Annotated in this window: 14 protein-coding genes; 4 read left to right on the top strand and 10 right to left on the bottom strand. The window is 60.7% G+C overall.

What is annotated here, in order from left to right:
* Positions 1-150: 150 nt before the first annotated feature.
* From D8U18_RS04535 to D8U18_RS04505, 6 genes are all read right to left on the bottom strand, one after another.
* Complete coding sequence (locus D8U18_RS04535; RefSeq protein ID WP_131107110.1) at positions 151-1176, bottom strand: LacI family DNA-binding transcriptional regulator; 1026 nt, start codon at positions 1174-1176, stop codon at positions 151-153.
* A 132-nt stretch (positions 1177-1308) separates the two neighbouring features.
* A complete protein-coding gene (locus tag D8U18_RS04530) occupies positions 1309-1917 on the bottom strand; it encodes a LysE family translocator (RefSeq protein ID WP_130908183.1) in 609 nt (202 codons plus the stop codon).
* A 53-nt stretch (positions 1918-1970) separates the two neighbouring features.
* On the bottom strand, positions 1971-2810 hold the full coding sequence (locus D8U18_RS04525; protein ID WP_131107109.1) for an AraC family transcriptional regulator: 840 nt from the start codon (positions 2808-2810) through the stop codon (positions 1971-1973).
* A 77-nt stretch (positions 2811-2887) separates the two neighbouring features.
* On the bottom strand, positions 2888-3529 hold the full coding sequence (locus D8U18_RS04520) for a DUF1345 domain-containing protein (protein WP_130905522.1): 642 nt from the start codon (positions 3527-3529) through the stop codon (positions 2888-2890).
* A 194-nt stretch (positions 3530-3723) separates the two neighbouring features.
* Positions 3724-6816, bottom strand: coding sequence for an efflux RND transporter permease subunit (locus D8U18_RS04510; RefSeq protein ID WP_131107108.1), 3093 nt, complete (start codon positions 6814-6816; stop codon positions 3724-3726).
* Positions 6817-6831: 15 nt separating this feature from the next.
* The gene (locus D8U18_RS04505) at positions 6832-7989 is read right to left on the bottom strand and encodes an efflux RND transporter periplasmic adaptor subunit (protein ID WP_131107107.1); all 1158 of its coding nucleotides are present in this window, start codon (positions 7987-7989) and stop codon (positions 6832-6834) included.
* A 292-nt stretch (positions 7990-8281) separates the two neighbouring features.
* Here D8U18_RS04505 and D8U18_RS04500 point away from each other — a divergent pair, with 292 nt between their 5' ends.
* Both D8U18_RS04500 and D8U18_RS04495 read left to right on the top strand, forming a co-directional pair.
* Complete coding sequence (locus D8U18_RS04500) at positions 8282-8983, top strand: response regulator transcription factor (protein WP_056855269.1); 702 nt, start codon at positions 8282-8284, stop codon at positions 8981-8983.
* Between the two features lie 4 nt (positions 8984-8987).
* Positions 8988-10286, top strand: a complete 1299-nt coding sequence (locus tag D8U18_RS04495) for an ATP-binding protein (RefSeq protein WP_131107106.1) — start codon at positions 8988-8990, stop codon at positions 10284-10286.
* Between the two features lie 16 nt (positions 10287-10302).
* Here the strand turns inward: D8U18_RS04495 and D8U18_RS04490 are convergent, their stop codons facing one another.
* Genes D8U18_RS04490 through D8U18_RS04480 form a run of 3 tightly spaced genes read right to left on the bottom strand, consistent with a single transcriptional unit; the run spans position 10303 to position 12149 of the window.
* Complete coding sequence (locus D8U18_RS04490) at positions 10303-11064, bottom strand: transcriptional regulator (protein WP_131107105.1); 762 nt, start codon at positions 11062-11064, stop codon at positions 10303-10305.
* Positions 11061-11561, bottom strand: a complete 501-nt coding sequence (locus tag D8U18_RS04485; RefSeq protein ID WP_201783979.1) for a sigma-70 family RNA polymerase sigma factor — start codon at positions 11559-11561, stop codon at positions 11061-11063. Before D8U18_RS04485 ends, D8U18_RS04490 begins: the two co-directional genes overlap by 4 nt.
* A gap of 54 nt (positions 11562-11615) precedes the next feature.
* The gene (locus tag D8U18_RS04480) at positions 11616-12149 is read right to left on the bottom strand and encodes a tetratricopeptide repeat protein (RefSeq protein ID WP_131107104.1); all 534 of its coding nucleotides are present in this window, start codon (positions 12147-12149) and stop codon (positions 11616-11618) included.
* A gap of 339 nt (positions 12150-12488) precedes the next feature.
* Between D8U18_RS04480 and D8U18_RS04475 the strand changes: the two genes are divergently transcribed.
* Positions 12489-13301 carry a crotonase/enoyl-CoA hydratase family protein gene (locus tag D8U18_RS04475; protein ID WP_130931309.1) on the top strand — a complete coding sequence of 271 codons (813 nt, stop codon included), beginning with the start codon at positions 12489-12491 and terminating at the stop codon, positions 13299-13301.
* Between the two features lie 6 nt (positions 13302-13307).
* Positions 13308-14138: an NAD(+) diphosphatase gene (nudC, locus tag D8U18_RS04470; protein ID WP_131107103.1), complete on the top strand. Its 831-nt coding sequence runs from the start codon at positions 13308-13310 to the stop codon at positions 14136-14138.
* Here nudC and D8U18_RS04465 read toward each other — a convergent pair.
* On the bottom strand, positions 14106-14885 hold the full coding sequence (locus D8U18_RS04465) for a TSUP family transporter (RefSeq protein WP_056855275.1): 780 nt from the start codon (positions 14883-14885) through the stop codon (positions 14106-14108). The genes nudC and D8U18_RS04465 overlap by 33 nt on opposite strands.
* Positions 14886-15072: the final 187 nt, after the last annotated feature.

Below are 15072 nucleotides of genomic sequence, written 5' to 3'. Positions count from 1 at the left end.
GGTTTCATTTTTGTTCAAAAAAATAGTGGGTGACCTTCAGGGCCTCATCGCTGGCAAGCCAGCTCCCACAGGGGACATGTGTCGAACACAAATTTGATATCCAGCACAAATCCTGTGGGAGCTGGCTTGCCAGCGATGAGGCCATCACAGTCAACCCAAATTCCCAAGGGTCGACCCCCGCACAATCAACCGCGCCGAAAAATCCAGGTTCCGCACCGCCCCGTCATCCCCACGCAAGCGCTTGTGCAAACACTCAAACGCGCTGGCGCCAATCTCGGTGGTCGGCTGCGCGAGGGCCGTAATCCCGCTACCCACCAACGGGTACCAATCCAGATCATCCAGCGCAATCAGGCCGACGTCGTTAAACAGATCACACTGCAACTCGCGCAGCGCATGGGTACTGGCCAACGCCGCAATACCGTTCGCGCAAAACAGCGCTTTCGGGCCGGGGCCGGTTGTGCCGAGGAAGGTTTTGAGTTGTTCGGTCAGTTCGCTGCCGGTTTCGATAATGCTGCCTTGAAGGGCCGGGCGCAGGGCGATTTGCGCCTTGAAACTGCTGACCCGCTCAATCCGCGAACTGGTGCCGTCAAACGGTTCAGTCACCATCAACACATCGCGGTAGCCGCGTTCTTCAAGGTGTGTGAGGGCCATTTCGACGGCCGCCGAGTTATCCAGGCCGACGATGTCGCTGTCCAGGTTTTCGACTTTGCGATCCACCAGCACCATGGGCATTTCCCGGTGCAGTTTATGCAGTTCGTCGCGGTGATGGCCGAGGGTGTTCACGATCAGACCTTCGATGTTGTACGAGCGCAGCAGGGCCAGGTGCTGGCGTTCCTGCTCGTCGTCGCGGTCGGTGTTGCACACCACCAGGCTGTAGCCGTGCTTTCGGCAGGCGGTTTCTACCCCATGCATCACGGCGATTGAATAAGGGTTGCGAATATCGGCCACCAGCATGCCGATAAGACGGGTGCGCCCACGTTTGAGGCCGCGGGCCATCTGGTTCGGCCGATAGCCGAGTTCGGCAATTGACTGTTCGATGCGCCGGGCAATGGCGTCGGAAAGCAGGGCGCGGTCTTCGCCGATGAACCGCGAAACGCTGGCCTTGGAGACCTTGGCGTGTTCGGCCACGTCGAGCATGGTCACGCGGCTGCGCTGGGCGGCGGAGAAATCGTTCACGGTCTGAAACCTTCTTATTGGATTTATAAGGCTGAGCGCATAGCGCTGAAACCGGTTTCAGAAGACACCAAAATTGAATCTGTCGTCAAGTGTTCGATGAATCACAGTCCGACAAAAGCCGACCGATGGCGCTCAGCTCAGCAGGCTCAGCCAGGCTGAACCCAGCAGCAACAGGCCCATGCAGCGGTTGAAGCGTTGCATGGCAGGAGGTGAGCGCAACCAGCGTGCGGAACCGGCGCCAAGCAAAGCCCAAGCGCCGAGACACGGCAGCGATATCAAAAAAAACGCCAGCGACAGCGTCAGCACACGCGCCAAGCGGTTTTCACCGGTGCCGGCAAACACACTGACCACCGCCAGGGCCATCATCCAGGTTTTCGGGTTGATCCATTGCAGGCTCGCCGCGCCCAGCAGGCCCAGGCGCTTTTCGGCATTCTCGCAGGCAATTGACACGGCAGGGGCGCGGAAGATTTGCCAGGCCAGATAACTCAGCCACGCCACGCCGGCCCATTGCATGAGCGTTTGCAACAGCGGCCATTGGCTCAGCGTAGTCCCGGCGCCCGTGCCCACCAGCAACACCAGCAGCGCGGCGCTGGCACAGGCGCCAAGAATGATCGGAACAGCGGCGGACAAGCCGAATCGGGCGCTGTTGCTCAGCACCAGAATGTTGGTCGGGCCGGGAGTGATCGAAGCCACGAAGGCAAACAGCAAAAACGGCAGTAACGTCGGAAAAGAGGACAGCATCGCAGGCTAGCTCCGGTGAAGATCAGTGAACGTGATCTTCACCAACCAGGCGTTTATCTGTCTGGAAGATTTGAGCAGCGCTTGCGGTACAGCGCCGGCGTCAGACCGTAGGCGCGCACGAACCAGCGGCCCAGGTGACTCTGGTCGGCAAAACCCAACGTCATTGCCACCGTGGCCGGTTGTGCGCCTCGGGCGAGCATTCGACGCGCTGTGGCCAGGCGCAATTGCACCAGGTACGCGTGGGGCGCGATGCCGTAGGCAGCCTTGAAGGCGCGGGTCAGGCGAAAGCGGTCGACGCCGGTGGCGGCGGCCAGTTGGTCAAGGCCGATGTCCGTTTGTGCGTTGGCGTGCAGGTATTCCCGAGCCTTTTGCGCAACCAGGGGCAAGCGCGGATCTTCGCCATAGCGAGTGCGCCAATGCAGGTGGCAGGTCAGGCGTTCGAGCAAGCGATCGAGAGCGGTCTGGCGGACGATCTTCAGTTCACCACCGTGCAGTGTCTCAAAGGCAAGGCTGGTGGCGTGGGCCAGGCGCGAATCATTGGCCAGGGTGGTGGCGAAACTCAACTCGCTGTTGTCCGGGGCATCGTTGAACACGGCACCGAGTTCGCGCTGCAACCACTGCGGGTCGAGGTACAACATGCGATAGGTAAAACCGTCGGCGGTCGGCGCATCGCCGTCGTGAATATCGCCTGGTTCCAGCAAAAACACCTTGCCCGGCGTGCTCTGATGCCTGGCACGCCGACAATTGAACTGCTGCACCCCTTGTTCGGTAACGCCCACCAGATAACTGTCATGCCAGTGCGGATCATAGGCATGCCCCTCGAAATGCGCGCGCAGGGTCTCGATGCCGGTGTCGGCGTCCTGGGCCAGATCGAGCCAGTTGTGAGAAGTCATGCGGCACCTGCGAGGCGGAAATCACAGCTCATTTAACGTCTTTGAGGGAGACCATGACTAGAACGTTTGTGCAGGGATCAATTGAATAGCCCTGCCGCAATATTGATAGAAAACCCGAGAATCGAGGTATTGAACAGAAAACCGATCAACGACTGCGCCAGCACGATCTTGCGCAGATCCCGGGTCGCCACGCCAACATCCGATGTCTGCACCGCCACGCCGATGGTGAACGAGAAGTACAGAAAGTCCCAGTAGTTGGGCGTTGTCAGCCCTTCGGCAAAGCGCAGTGCTGGCTCCTTGCCTTCCCAGGTGTAAAACAGCCGCGCGTAATGCACGCTGAAAATCACCCCGATCAATAGCCACGAACCGATTACTGTCAGTGCGGTGAAGCCGTAATGCAGCAGTTTGCGGGTGGTTTCCAGGTCCCTGCTGCCGGCCAGTTCGACGGCAATGGTTGCCAGGCTGGCAATCGCCGCAATGCACACCACGAACAGCACCAGCCCGGCATTTTCGTCTTCGATGTCGGCAATGCGTTTGACGTCAGCCGCCTTGGAGCGCGCGGCAAGCCAGAACATCAGAATCAGGTAGGTCCAGACCCCGACGTTCCAGCCAATGAGGATTTTGCTGATGATTGAATCGGCCGGAACAAGGACCCCGGCCGCGACACCAAAGGTGGCGGCGGCGGACAGGCGTGGGTGCGTGTGGGTGAGGAAGGGCATGGAGGCTCAATGAGTCAAGGCATTGCAGACACCTTAGCCCAGCGCAGTCTGTTATGACCACAATCCGAAGACGATGAGATCCCTGTGGGAGCGGGCTTGCCCGCGATAGCGGAGTTACAGTCAACATAGATGTTGAGTGTGATGGCTTCATCGCGGGCAAGCCCGCTCCCACAGGGATTTGTGTTGGGTCAGGTTTATTTGGGGCGTTTACGCACCAGTTTCATCACCACCACAAAAAACACTGGCACAAACAGCACCGCCAACGTCGCGCTGATCATCCCGCCGATGACCCCGGTGCCGATGGCTTGCTGGCTCGCCGAGCTGGCGCCGGTGGCGATCGCCAGGGGCACCACGCCGAGGATGAATGCCAGCGATGTCATCACGATGGGCCGCAACCGCAGGCGCGCCGCTTGCAAGGTGGCGTCGAGCAGGTCGTGGCCTTCGTCGTACAGGCTCTTGGCGAACTCGATGATCAGGATCGCGTTCTTCGCCGACAGGCCAATGATGGTGATCAACCCGACCTTGAAGAACACATCGTTGGGCATCCCGCGCAGGGTTACCGCCAGCACCGCACCGAGCACACCCAGCGGCACCACCAGCAGCACCGACGTCGGAATCGACCAGCTCTCATACAGCGCCGCCAGGCACAGGAACACGATCAGCAGCGACAACCCGAGCAGGATCGGTGCCTGGCTGCCGGAAAGGCGTTCCTGCAACGACAGCCCGGTCCATTCCTGACCCAGTCCCACAGGCCCCAATGCCACCAGCCGTTCGATCTCGGCCATGGCTTCGCCGGTGCTGTGGCCGGGTGTCGGTTCGCCGGAAATGGCCACTGCCGGGTAACCGTTGTAGCGGGTCAATTGCGCCGGGCCTTGAATCCATTTGGCCTGGACGAAAGCCGAGAGGGGTACCATTTTTCCGCTGTTGTTTCGCACGTGGATCTTCAACAGGTCGTCAACCTGACTGCGTTGGTCGCCCTCGGCCTGCACCACAACGCGTTGCATCCGCCCTTGATTGGGGAAATCATTGATGTAGGTCGAACCGACGGCAGTGGACAGCACGCTGCCGATGTCGGCAAAGGACACGCCCAAGGCATTGGCCTGTTTGCGGTCGACGATCAATTGCACCTGCGGCGCTTCGGCCAGGGCGCTTTCGCGCACGTTCATCAGGATCGGGCTCTTTTCGGCGGCCGCCAGCAACTCGCTGCGGGCCTGCATCAACGTGGCGTGGCCGAGGCCGCCGCGATCCTGCAAGCGGAACTCGAAACCGCTGGAGGTACCGAGGCCGTCCACCGGAGGCGGCAGCACAGAGAAGGCCATGGCGTCCTTGATCTGGCTCAGGGCGATGTTGGCACGATCGGCAATTGAACTCGCCGAGTCATCGCTGCCACGTTGCGACCAATCCGTGAGTGTCGAGAACGCCAGCGCCGCGTTCTGCCCGCTACCGGAGAAGCTGAAACCGAGAATCACCACGCTGTCGCCGATACCCGGCTCACCGGCGTTATGCGCTTCGATCTGTTCTGCCACCTGCACGGTACGGTTCTTGGTGGCGCCGGGCGGCAACTGAATGTCGGTAATGGTGTAGCCCTGATCTTCCACCGGCAAAAACGAAGAGGGCAGGCGCGCGAAGCACAATCCCAGACCCACCAGCAGCACACCGTAGATCAACAGATAGCGGCCGGTGCGTTTGAGGGCATAGGCGACCCAGCCCTGATAGCGGTCGGTCAGTTGCTCGAAACGACGGTTGAACCAGCCAAAGAATCCGCTTTTTTCATGATGCTCACCCTTGGCGATCGGTTTGAGCAGGGTCGCGCACAGCGCCGGGGTCAGGGTCAGAGCAAGGAACGCCGAGAACAGGATCGAGGTGGCCATCGACAGCGAAAACTGCCGGTAGATCACCCCGACCGAACCCTGCATGAATGCCATCGGAATAAACACCGCGACCAGCACCAGGGTGATGCCGATGATCGCCCCGGTGATCTGCTTCATGGCTTTGCGCGTGGCGTCCTTGGGCGACAGGCCCTCGTTGGCCATGATTCGCTCGACGTTCTCCACCACCACAATGGCGTCGTCGACCAGGATACCGATGGCCAGCACCATGCCAAACATGGTCAGCACGTTGATCGAGAAACCCAGCGCGAGCATCGTCGCAAAGGTGCCCATCAGCGCCACCGGCACCACCAGCGTCGGGATCAGCGTGTAGCGGATGTTTTGCAGGAACAGAAACATCACGGCGAACACCAGCAACATCGCCTCGCCGAGGGTGTAGACCACTTTGGTGATGGAGACTTTGACGAACGGCGAGGTGTCGTAGGGAATCTTGTATTCGACGTTCGCCGGGAAGTAGCGCGACAGCTCGTCCATCTTCGCCCGCACCAGTGTCGCGGTGTTCAGGGCATTGGCCCCGGGCGAGAGTTGCACGCCGACGGCGGTCGACGGCTTGCCGTTCAGGCGCGTGGAAAACTGGTATTCCTGGCTGCCGATCTCGACTCGCGCGACATCGCCGATGCGCACCGTCGAGCCATCGGGATTGGCCTTGAGCACGATGTCGGCGAATTCTTCCGGCGTCGATAACTGGCCTTTGACCAGAATGGTCGCGGTGATTTCCTGGCTGCTGCGGCTCGGCAAATCACCGATGCTGCCGGCCGAGACCTGGGCGTTCTGGGCGACGATGGCCGCGTTGACATCCGCCGGGGTGAGGTTGAAACCGATCAGCTTCTGCGGGTCGATCCAGATGCGCATCGCTCGTTCGGCGCCATACAGCTGCGCCTTGCCGACGCCGTCCAGGCGCTTGATCTCGTTCATCACGTTGCGCGCCAGATAATCGCTGAGCGCCACGTCGTCGAGCTTGCCGTCGCTGGAGGTGAGGGTGATCAACAACAGGAAACCGGCGGAGACTTTTTCTACCTGCAAACCCTGCTGGTTCACCGCTTGCGGCAGACGCGACTCCACGACTTTCAGGCGGTTTTGCACATCCACCTGGGCCATTTCCGGGTCGGTGCCGGGCTGGAACGTCGCCTTGATCGTGGCGCTGCCGAGGCTGCTTTGCGATTCGAAATACAGCAGGTGATCAGCACCGTTGAGTTCTTCCTCGATCAGGCTGACCACGCTTTCGTCCACGGTCTGCGCTGACGCGCCCGGGTACACCGCGTAGATTTCGATTTGCGGCGGCGCGACATCGGGGTACTGCGCCACCGGCAACTGCGGGATGGCCAGGGCACCGGCCAGCAGGATGAACAGGGCGACCACCCAGGCAAACACCGGGCGGTCGATAAAAAACTGCGGCATATACAAGCGTCCTGCTTACTGGCCAGAAACCTGGGCAAGTGGAAGAGGGGAGTCGTCGATCTGCACTTTCTCGCCGGGGCGGGCATGTTGCAGGCCTTCGGTGACGATGCGGTCGCCCGGTTTGAGACCGCGGGTGACGACCCAGCGGTCGTTCTGCACTTGGCCCAATTCCACCGGTTGCTGGCTGATGCGCTGTTCAGCGTCGAGCAGCAGCACTTGCGCAATACCGGCGCTGTCACGCTGGATCGCCCGCTGCGGCACGCTGATACCTTGTTGATTGACCGCTTGCTCCAGGCGCACGCGCACGAAACTGCCGGGCAACAGGTCAAGGTCGGGGTTGGGGAATTCGCTGCGCAAAATGATCTGGCCGGTACCCGGGTCGACCGTGATATCGCTGAACAGCAATTTGCCCGGCAACGGATAGAGGCTACCGTCGTCCTGAATCAGCGTGGCTTTGGCCTGTCCTTGACCGACTTCTTCAAGCTGGCCGGAGCGGAATGCGCGGCGCAGGTCATTGAGTTCACGGGTCGATTGGGTCAGGTCGGCGTGAATCGGATTGAGTTGCTGAATCAATGCCAGCGGCGTGGTTTCGTTCTGCCCGACCAGCGCGCCTTCGGTGACCAGCGCACGGCCGATGCGTCCGGAAATCGGTGCGGTGACGGTGGCGTATCCGAGGTTCAGCCTGGCACGTTCAACCGCAGCTTTGCTGGCGGCGACATCGGCGGCGGTCTGCCGTGCGTTGGCCCGCGCATTGTCGTAATCCTGACCGCTGATGGCCTTGTCGTCGATCAACTGGGCGTAGCGCTGTTCCTGCAGTTTCGCCTGGAACGCATTGGCTTCGGCTTTGCGCAGCGCGGCTTCGGCGCTATCGAGGTCAGCCTTGAACGGCGCCGGGTCAATGCGGAACAGCACGTCGCCTTTTTTCACGTCGCTGCCTTCGCGGAAGGTGCGTTGCAGGACCACGCCCGCCACTCGGGCACGCACTTCAGCAATGCGCGGCGCGGCAATACGCCCGCTCAATTCGCTGCTGATCGACAGCGGTCGGGCTTCGATGGTTTCGATGCGAACGCTGGCCAAGGGTGGCTGTTCCTCGGCGATCGAGGACTTGTCGCACGCGCTCAACGTCAACGCCAGGGCCAAAAGGCTCAGCCTGGCAAGCAGTTTCTTTGACATGAATTACCCCAATAATGACCCCCCAGCATCCTACTGGGCGTCGGCGAGGGTAGCGGTGAAGCTTTGTAGGCGCTGTGTGAAATTGTGTAAGGGTTTTACTCAGGAGTGTGTGTGGGCGTATATCCTTCAAGCCTTGAATCTTTTTGCGCCTGTCAGGCCGCTATCGCTGGCAAGCCAGCTCCCACAGTGGTTGAGGCTGCACACACAATTTGTGTTCACATCAGACCCTGTGGGAGCTGGCTTGCCAGCGATTAGGTCCTGACTGGCGCCACTGCACTTCTGGAAACACCCCATGCCCAACATCCTCCTGGTCGAAGACGACACCGCCCTCGCCGAACTGATTGCCAGCTATCTGGAGCGCAACGGTTATTCCGTCAGCGTGATCGGCCGCGGCGATCATGTGCGCGAGCGTGCGCGGCTCAATCCGCCGGACCTGGTGATCCTCGATCTGATGCTGCCAGGCCTCGATGGCCTGCAAGTCTGCCGCTTGTTGCGTGCCGATTCGGCGGCGCTGCCGATTCTGATGCTCACCGCCCGCGACGACAGCCACGATCAGGTGCTGGGGCTGGAAATGGGCGCTGACGATTACGTCACCAAGCCGTGCGAACCGCGGGTTCTGCTGGCACGGGTGCGCACGTTGCTGCGGCGCAGCAGCCTCAGCGAGCCGCAAACCGCCAACGACCGGATCCTCATCGGCAATTTGTGCATCGACCTGTCCGAGCGCACCGTGACCTGGCGCGGTCAGTCGGTGGAAATGTCCAGCGGCGAGTACAACCTGCTGGTGGTGCTGGCCCGGCATGCCGGTGAAGTGCTGAGCCGTGACCAGATCCTGCAACGCTTGCGCGGCATCGAGTTCAACGGCACCGACCGCTCGGTGGACGTGGCGATCTCCAAGCTGCGGCGCAAGTTCGACGACCACGCCGGCGAGGCGCGCAAGATCAAGACCGTGTGGGGCAAGGGTTACCTGTTCAGCCGTTCCGAGTGGGAATGCTGAGGCCATGTTCAGAATCCTCTTTCGTCTGTACCTGGTGACCATCGTCTCGTTCAGCGCGGCGATTTACTTGGTGCCGGACCTGGTGATCAAGGTTTTCCACGAGCGATTCATCACTTACAACCTCGATTACTCCCGAGGCTTGCAAACCCTCATCGTCAAACAATTCAAAGCCGTGCCGACCGAGCAGTGGCCTGCGCTGGCAGCGGAAATGGACGGTGAGTTCAAACCGTTGCACATTGTGCTCAGCAGCATGGATGACCCCGGGCTGTCCGTGGATGAGCAGCAACGTTTGCAGCGTGGTGAGAACGTGGTGCGCGTGGGCGATTGGGGCTGGCGTACCCTGGCGGTGGCGCCGCTGAATGAACGCACCGTGGTGCACATGGTGGTGCCGCCGGATCCGATGGATGTCAGCCTGTTGTACTGGAGCATCAACGTGCTGATCGGCGCGACCATGCTGGCGTGCCTGTTGCTGTGGTTGCGCCCGCACTGGCGCGATCTGGAACGCCTGAAAAGCGCCGCTGAACGTTTCGGCAAGGGCCATCTGAGCGAGCGCACGCAGATTGCCCCGAGTTCCAACATCGGCAGCCTGGCCAATGTGTTCGACACCATGGCCGGCGACATCGAAAACCTGTTGAACCAGCAGCGTGACCTGCTCAATGCGGTCTCCCATGAATTGCGCACGCCGCTGACACGCCTGGACTTCGGCCTGGCGTTGGCGCTGTCCGATGACCTGCCAGCCGCCAGCCGTGAACGCCTGCAAGGATTGGTCGACCACATCCGCGAACTCGATGAGTTGGTGCTGGAGCTGTTGTCCTACAGTCGCCTGCAAAATCCGGCACGGATACCGGAGCAGGTCGAGGTGTCGCTGGACGAATTCATCGACAGCATTTTGGGCAGTGTCGATGACGAACAATCGCCAGACATCGTCATCGACGTACTGCTGCATGGTCAGCTCGAACGCTTCACCCTCGACCCGCGGCTGACCGCCCGCGCACTGCAGAACCTGTTGCGCAACGCCATGCGCTACTGCGAAAAACGTATCCAGGTCGGCGTCCAGGTGTGTCCCAAAGGCTGTGAAATCTGGGTGGATGATGACGGCATCGGTATTCCGGACGACGAGCGCGAACGAATCTTCGAACCGTTCTATCGGTTGGATCGCAGTCGTGATCGGGCTACGGGCGGGTTTGGTCTGGGGCTGGCGATCAGTCGCAGGGCGCTGGAGGCGCAGGGTGGCACGTTGACCGTAGAGGCCTCGCCGTTGGGTGGGGCGAGGTTTCGGTTGTGGTTGCCGACGCCATCCTGAAACGACTCGTACAGGGTTATGCGCTGAGCCGGTCGCGCAGTGATTTGGCCATGCCTTCCAGGTCGGTCATGGAATTACGCCCGATCAGCATCCACGCGTGTTGCATATCCGCCCAATAGACAATGTTCATGCCATGTCGACGCTCCCGGGCGATAGGCCGGCCGCCGCTGTTGGAGCGGGTGATGCATAGCGCCAACGGGCCGTGGAGCGGATCGAGGTAGGTGATCTGGGCGATAGGCACGCCATCGTATTCAAGAATTTGCGCACGCTTGAGTTCGGCGCGAGGCAAGGCCAGTTGCGCCGGCGCAATGCTCAGGTCCAGGCTGGCCTCGATCGTGCGCAATTGCGTGCGCTGGGTGGCTTCATCGTTGGGCAAATGGTCGAGGGTTTGCGGAATGTACAGGACCATGTAGTCAGCCACCAACTGGCGCCAGTTATCGTTCTGCTGACTGGCTTGCCAAGCGAGGAACAGACGATCCGCCAGCACACCGGTCACCAGAAATCCGGCTGCCGCCGCGAGAAACCTGCGCCGATTGAGGGGCTGGCGGGCGGGCGATGGCAGGGTATCGAGCATCGCTTGCAGACGATCCACCGGGGCCTGTCGCTCCAACTCGTCGTAGGCCGACTTGAACGGCAGGCTGCTGCGGTTCAGCCATTGCAGGCGCAGGCCGAGCATCGGGTCTTCGGCCACGGCGGCGTCGATGCGCTGGCGTTCCTGGCTATCGAGCTGATTGTCGAGGTACGCCACCAGTTGCTCGTCCGTGGGGTTCACGTTCATCGACGTTCTCCGTGAGTGGAGGGGTTCGGTACAGCTTGCAAGGGCGGGTACTCGGCCAGTTTGGCCCGGGCAGTGGCCAGGCGGCTCATTACGGTACCGATCGGCACTTGCAGTACTTCGGCGACTTCGCGGTAGGACAAGCCTTCGACATAGGCCAGAAATACTGTTTCGCGCTGGGTTTCCGGCAGCGCATCGACCCGGCGGATGACTTGCGCCGCCATGACATGGGTTTGCGCTGCGTACTCACCGTCGAACGACAACACCTGTTCACCCTCTATCGTGCCTTGCCCCTGACGCACCCGGCGCGCGCGTATTTCATTGAGCCAGATCGAATGCAGAATGCTCATCAGCCAATGGTCCATGCGCGTACCCGGCGCAAACTGCGCGGCCCGTTCCAGCGCCCGCACGCAGGTTGCCTGCACCAGGTCTTCGGCGACATGCCTTTGTCGGGACAACAGCAACCCGTAACGCCACAATCGCGCCAGATGCTGGCCCAGTTCTGCCCGTATTGCCTGATCGCTGGCGATAGCGACCTCCGCGTATTCGATAAGTCAGGTTTTCGATGAGTCGTTGATGGCTTCGGCCAGGTCCTGGTATTCCTCGCAAGTGGTATTGCCGCATATCGATTTGATCTGCTGCAACTGCTCCTGTGCGAGAGCCAGTTGACCCTTGATCACATAGGCTTCACCCAGGTACTCGCGGACCTGTGCATAGTGAGGATCGAGTTTTACCGATTGCAGGTAATAACCGATACCTTCGTCGGTGCGCCCCAGTTTACGCGTGGTGTACCCTCGATAGTTCAAAGCCTTGGCGGTATCGGGCTGCTTGAGCGTATCGAGCAGCGCCAGGGCCTCCTCATAGCGCCCGTGTTTGGCCAGTTGATAGGCGTAATCGGTGCGGTCGGCGTCCGAGACAAGCTTGCTGGTTTGCTTGACGCATTTCTGCGCCTTGGTATCGAACACCTGATCTCTGGGGCACTGCGGCTTGGCGGGTGTGTCTTCCTCGCCGTTGGCCCATGCCTGTGAACCGGACAGCACGACAGCAAGCATCAACGGTGCCGAAAGAATCGAAAAGCGGCTATTCATCGGTATAGCTCCATGGCTGTCAGGGTTGTGGCATCGAACGGACCGAAAGAGGCTGTCATGATGTGAACACGCCAGCGCGAACAATTATTCATTGGTATGTGCTGTTTTAAGAAAAGCACAAATCAGGTGCCAGTGCGGCCTGTCGCTAGCGGGCTGGCTCTCACTTCGGACCTGCGGCGTACACAAAACCCTGTGGGGCTGGCTTGCCAGCGATGAGGCCCGGCAATACACCAAATGACTTGAGTTGGTCCCGCTTTTGGCCGAAACCCTGCCTTACTGCCCGCCATCACGCCTTGGTATAGTTCAGGCCTCTTTTTTGCCCGGTAAAGGATCACTAGCATGTCTCAATACACCGCGTTCACCGTCGAACTGGTCGATAAAATTGCTCATGTGCAGATCAATCGTCCGGAAAAGATCAACTCGATGAATGCTGCGTTCTGGAGCGAAATCGTCGAGATTTTCCAGTGGGTCGATGACACCGACGAAGTGCGCGTGGTGGTCCTCAGCGGCGCAGGCAAGCATTTCTCCTCGGGTATCGACCTGATGATGCTGGCCGGCGTGGCCAATGAGTTGGGCAAGGATGTGGGGCGCAACGCTCGCCTGCTGCGCCGCAAGATTCTCAACCTGCAAGCGTCCTTCAACGCCGTCGACAATTGCCGCAAACCGGTACTCGCGGCCATCCAAGGCTATTGCCTGGGGGGCGCCATCGACCTGATCGCCGCGTGCGACATGCGTTACGCCGCCGAAGACGCACAATTCTCGATCAAGGAAATCGACATCGGCATGGCCGCCGACGTCGGTACGCTGCAACGCTTGCCGCGGATCATCGGTGACGGCATGCTGCGTGAACTGGCTTACACTGGTCGCACGTTCGGCGCCGAAGAAGCACGCGGCATGGGCCTGGTCAATCGCGTCTACAGCGACACCGCCAGCCTGCTCGACGGCGTCATGGGCGTCGCCCGGGAAATTGCGAGCAAGTCGCCGATTGCGGTCACCGGCACCAAGGCGATGATCAGCTATATGCGCGATCACCGCATTGATGACGGTCTCGAATACGTCGCCACCTGGAACGCCGCCATGCTGCAATCCACTGACTTGCGCGTGGCCATGGCCGCCCATATGAGCAAACAGAAACCCGAATTTCTGGATTGATTGAAAATGACTCCACGCTGGACCACTGCAGTACTGGACACCGACCAACCCGGCGGCTGGGCCGTGGCGCGCAGCCCGGAAGGCTTTATGTTCGATGACAATGGCGCGCTGTTTCCCCGTGAATGGCTCAAGCGTCAGGACTTGTCGATTCTCGCCGAGCACGGCATCGGCCACCTCGACGGCGAACCGGTGTTCCTGCTGGAGTTGCGCAGTCACAGCGAAGTGCCGGGTTGCAACTGGAAGGGCCTGCGGGCGTTCATGCTTGAAGGCGATCACACGCTGTACAAGGTGCTTGGTTACGCAGCGCAGATTGGCACCTGGGCCCGTGAGCATCGTTTTTGCGGTAACTGCGGCCAGGCCATGACACAAGTGCCGCGCGAACGGGCGATGTATTGCCAGCCGTGCGATTTGCGCAGCTATCCACGGATTTCGCCGAGCATGATCGTGCTGGTGACCCGGGGTGATGAAGTGCTGCTGGCACGTTCGCCACGGTTCGTCAGCGGGGTCTACAGCACCTTGGCGGGGTTCGCCGAACCGGGGGAGTCGGCTGAGGATTGCCTGATTCGCGAGGTGCGGGAAGAGGTGCGGATCGAGGTGAAGAACATCCAGTACATGGGCAGCCAGTGCTGGCCGTTCCCGCATTCGATGATGCTCGGCTTTCATGCCGAATATGCCGGTGGGGACATTGTCTGTCAGGAAGACGAGATCGAAGACGCCCAGTGGTTCAACGTGCACGAGCTGCCGCCGTTGCCGGCGTCACGCTCGATTGCCCGTTACCTGATCGATGTCTACGTGGCCCGGCGATTAGGCCACGCTGAACCAGTGTTGCCAGGCTAGCCGCACGGTCAGCCCGAGCACCACGGTGATGAACACCGGACGTATGAACTTTGCACCGCCGCTGATGGCGGTGCGGGCGCCGAAGAACGCGCCGACCATCAACGACGAGCCCATGCTCAGGCCGATGATCCAGTCCACCTGGCCGGAAAAAATGAAGATCGACAGCGCCGCCGCGTTACTGACGAAGTTCATGCTGCGTGCTACGCCACTGGCCTTCACCAGATCGATGGGGTAGAGCAACAGGCTGCTGACGGTCCAGAACGCCCCCGTACCGGGACCTGCCACGCCATCATAAAAACCGAGGCTGAAACCCTGGGTCGATTGCCATTTTTTCTTGATGGGCGCGTTGTTGTCTGACGGCGCTTTCGGCGTGCCGCCAAACAACAGATATAGACCACAGGCAAAGACGATCACCGGCAGCATCTTGTTCAGCCACTCGGCGGGCAGGTAATGCGCGACCACCGCACCGCTCAGCGCGCCGACCAGGGTGCCGACAATGGCGTGTATCCATTGCCCTGGATGAAACAGTTTGCGGCGATAGAAGGTGAAACTGGCGATGGCCGAGCCGAAAGTCGAGCTGAGTTTGTTGGTGCCCAGCACAAGGTGCGGCGGCAGGCCAGCGGTGAGCAAGGCCGGGGTGGTCAACAGGCCACCGCCGCCGGCAATGGCATCGATGAAACCGGCAACAAAAGCGACTGCGGCCAGAATGGCCAGGGTGGTGAGGTCAACGCTGAGTTCGAAAGGCATGGAATCGGCTTAATCGGCGGGTGCAGCAAAGGACTGCGGGGAAGGGCCGATATCTTACCTATATCCAGGTTCTGCGGCGACTGGTCTGGCCCTGTCGTCGGAGCGCCTGGGACGCAAAGCGTCCCGGGCTGCGTTCCCACGCAGAGCGTGGGAACGATCATTAAAGGGTCAGCAAGCTCGCGCCTGC

Source organism: Pseudomonas sp. Sample_10 (genome assembly GCF_004321495.1).
GTDB lineage: Bacteria > Pseudomonadota > Gammaproteobacteria > Pseudomonadales > Pseudomonadaceae > Aquipseudomonas.
The sequence above is the reverse complement of the archived record's forward strand: the minus strand, read 5'-3'. Positions and strand labels throughout refer to the sequence as shown.

Bases quoted from the DNA above. Each gene is read 5' to 3' on its own strand.
- D8U18_RS04475 (WP_130931309.1), top strand. From the start codon at position 12,489: ATGTCTCAATACACCGCGTTCACCGTCGAACTGGTCGATAAAATTGCT.
- D8U18_RS04510 (WP_131107108.1), bottom strand. From the start codon at position 6,816: ATGCCGCAGTTTTTTATCGACCGCCCGGTGTTTGCCTGGGTGGTCGCC.
- D8U18_RS04495 (WP_131107106.1), top strand. From the start codon at position 8,988: ATGTTCAGAATCCTCTTTCGTCTGTACCTGGTGACCATCGTCTCGTTC.
- D8U18_RS04480 (WP_131107104.1), bottom strand. From the start codon at position 12,149: ATGAATAGCCGCTTTTCGATTCTTTCGGCACCGTTGATGCTTGCTGTC.
- D8U18_RS04505 (WP_131107107.1), bottom strand. From the start codon at position 7,989: ATGTCAAAGAAACTGCTTGCCAGGCTGAGCCTTTTGGCCCTGGCGTTG.
- nudC (WP_131107103.1), top strand. From the start codon at position 13,308: ATGACTCCACGCTGGACCACTGCAGTACTGGACACCGACCAACCCGGC.
- D8U18_RS04530 (WP_130908183.1), bottom strand. From the start codon at position 1,917: ATGCTGTCCTCTTTTCCGACGTTACTGCCGTTTTTGCTGTTTGCCTTC.
- D8U18_RS04525 (WP_131107109.1), bottom strand. From the start codon at position 2,810: ATGACTTCTCACAACTGGCTCGATCTGGCCCAGGACGCCGACACCGGC.
- D8U18_RS04520 (WP_130905522.1), bottom strand. From the start codon at position 3,529: ATGCCCTTCCTCACCCACACGCACCCACGCCTGTCCGCCGCCGCCACC.
- D8U18_RS04500 (WP_056855269.1), top strand. From the start codon at position 8,282: ATGCCCAACATCCTCCTGGTCGAAGACGACACCGCCCTCGCCGAACTG.
- D8U18_RS04465 (WP_056855275.1), bottom strand. From the start codon at position 14,885: ATGCCTTTCGAACTCAGCGTTGACCTCACCACCCTGGCCATTCTGGCC.
- D8U18_RS04490 (WP_131107105.1), bottom strand. From the start codon at position 11,064: ATGAACGTGAACCCCACGGACGAGCAACTGGTGGCGTACCTCGACAAT.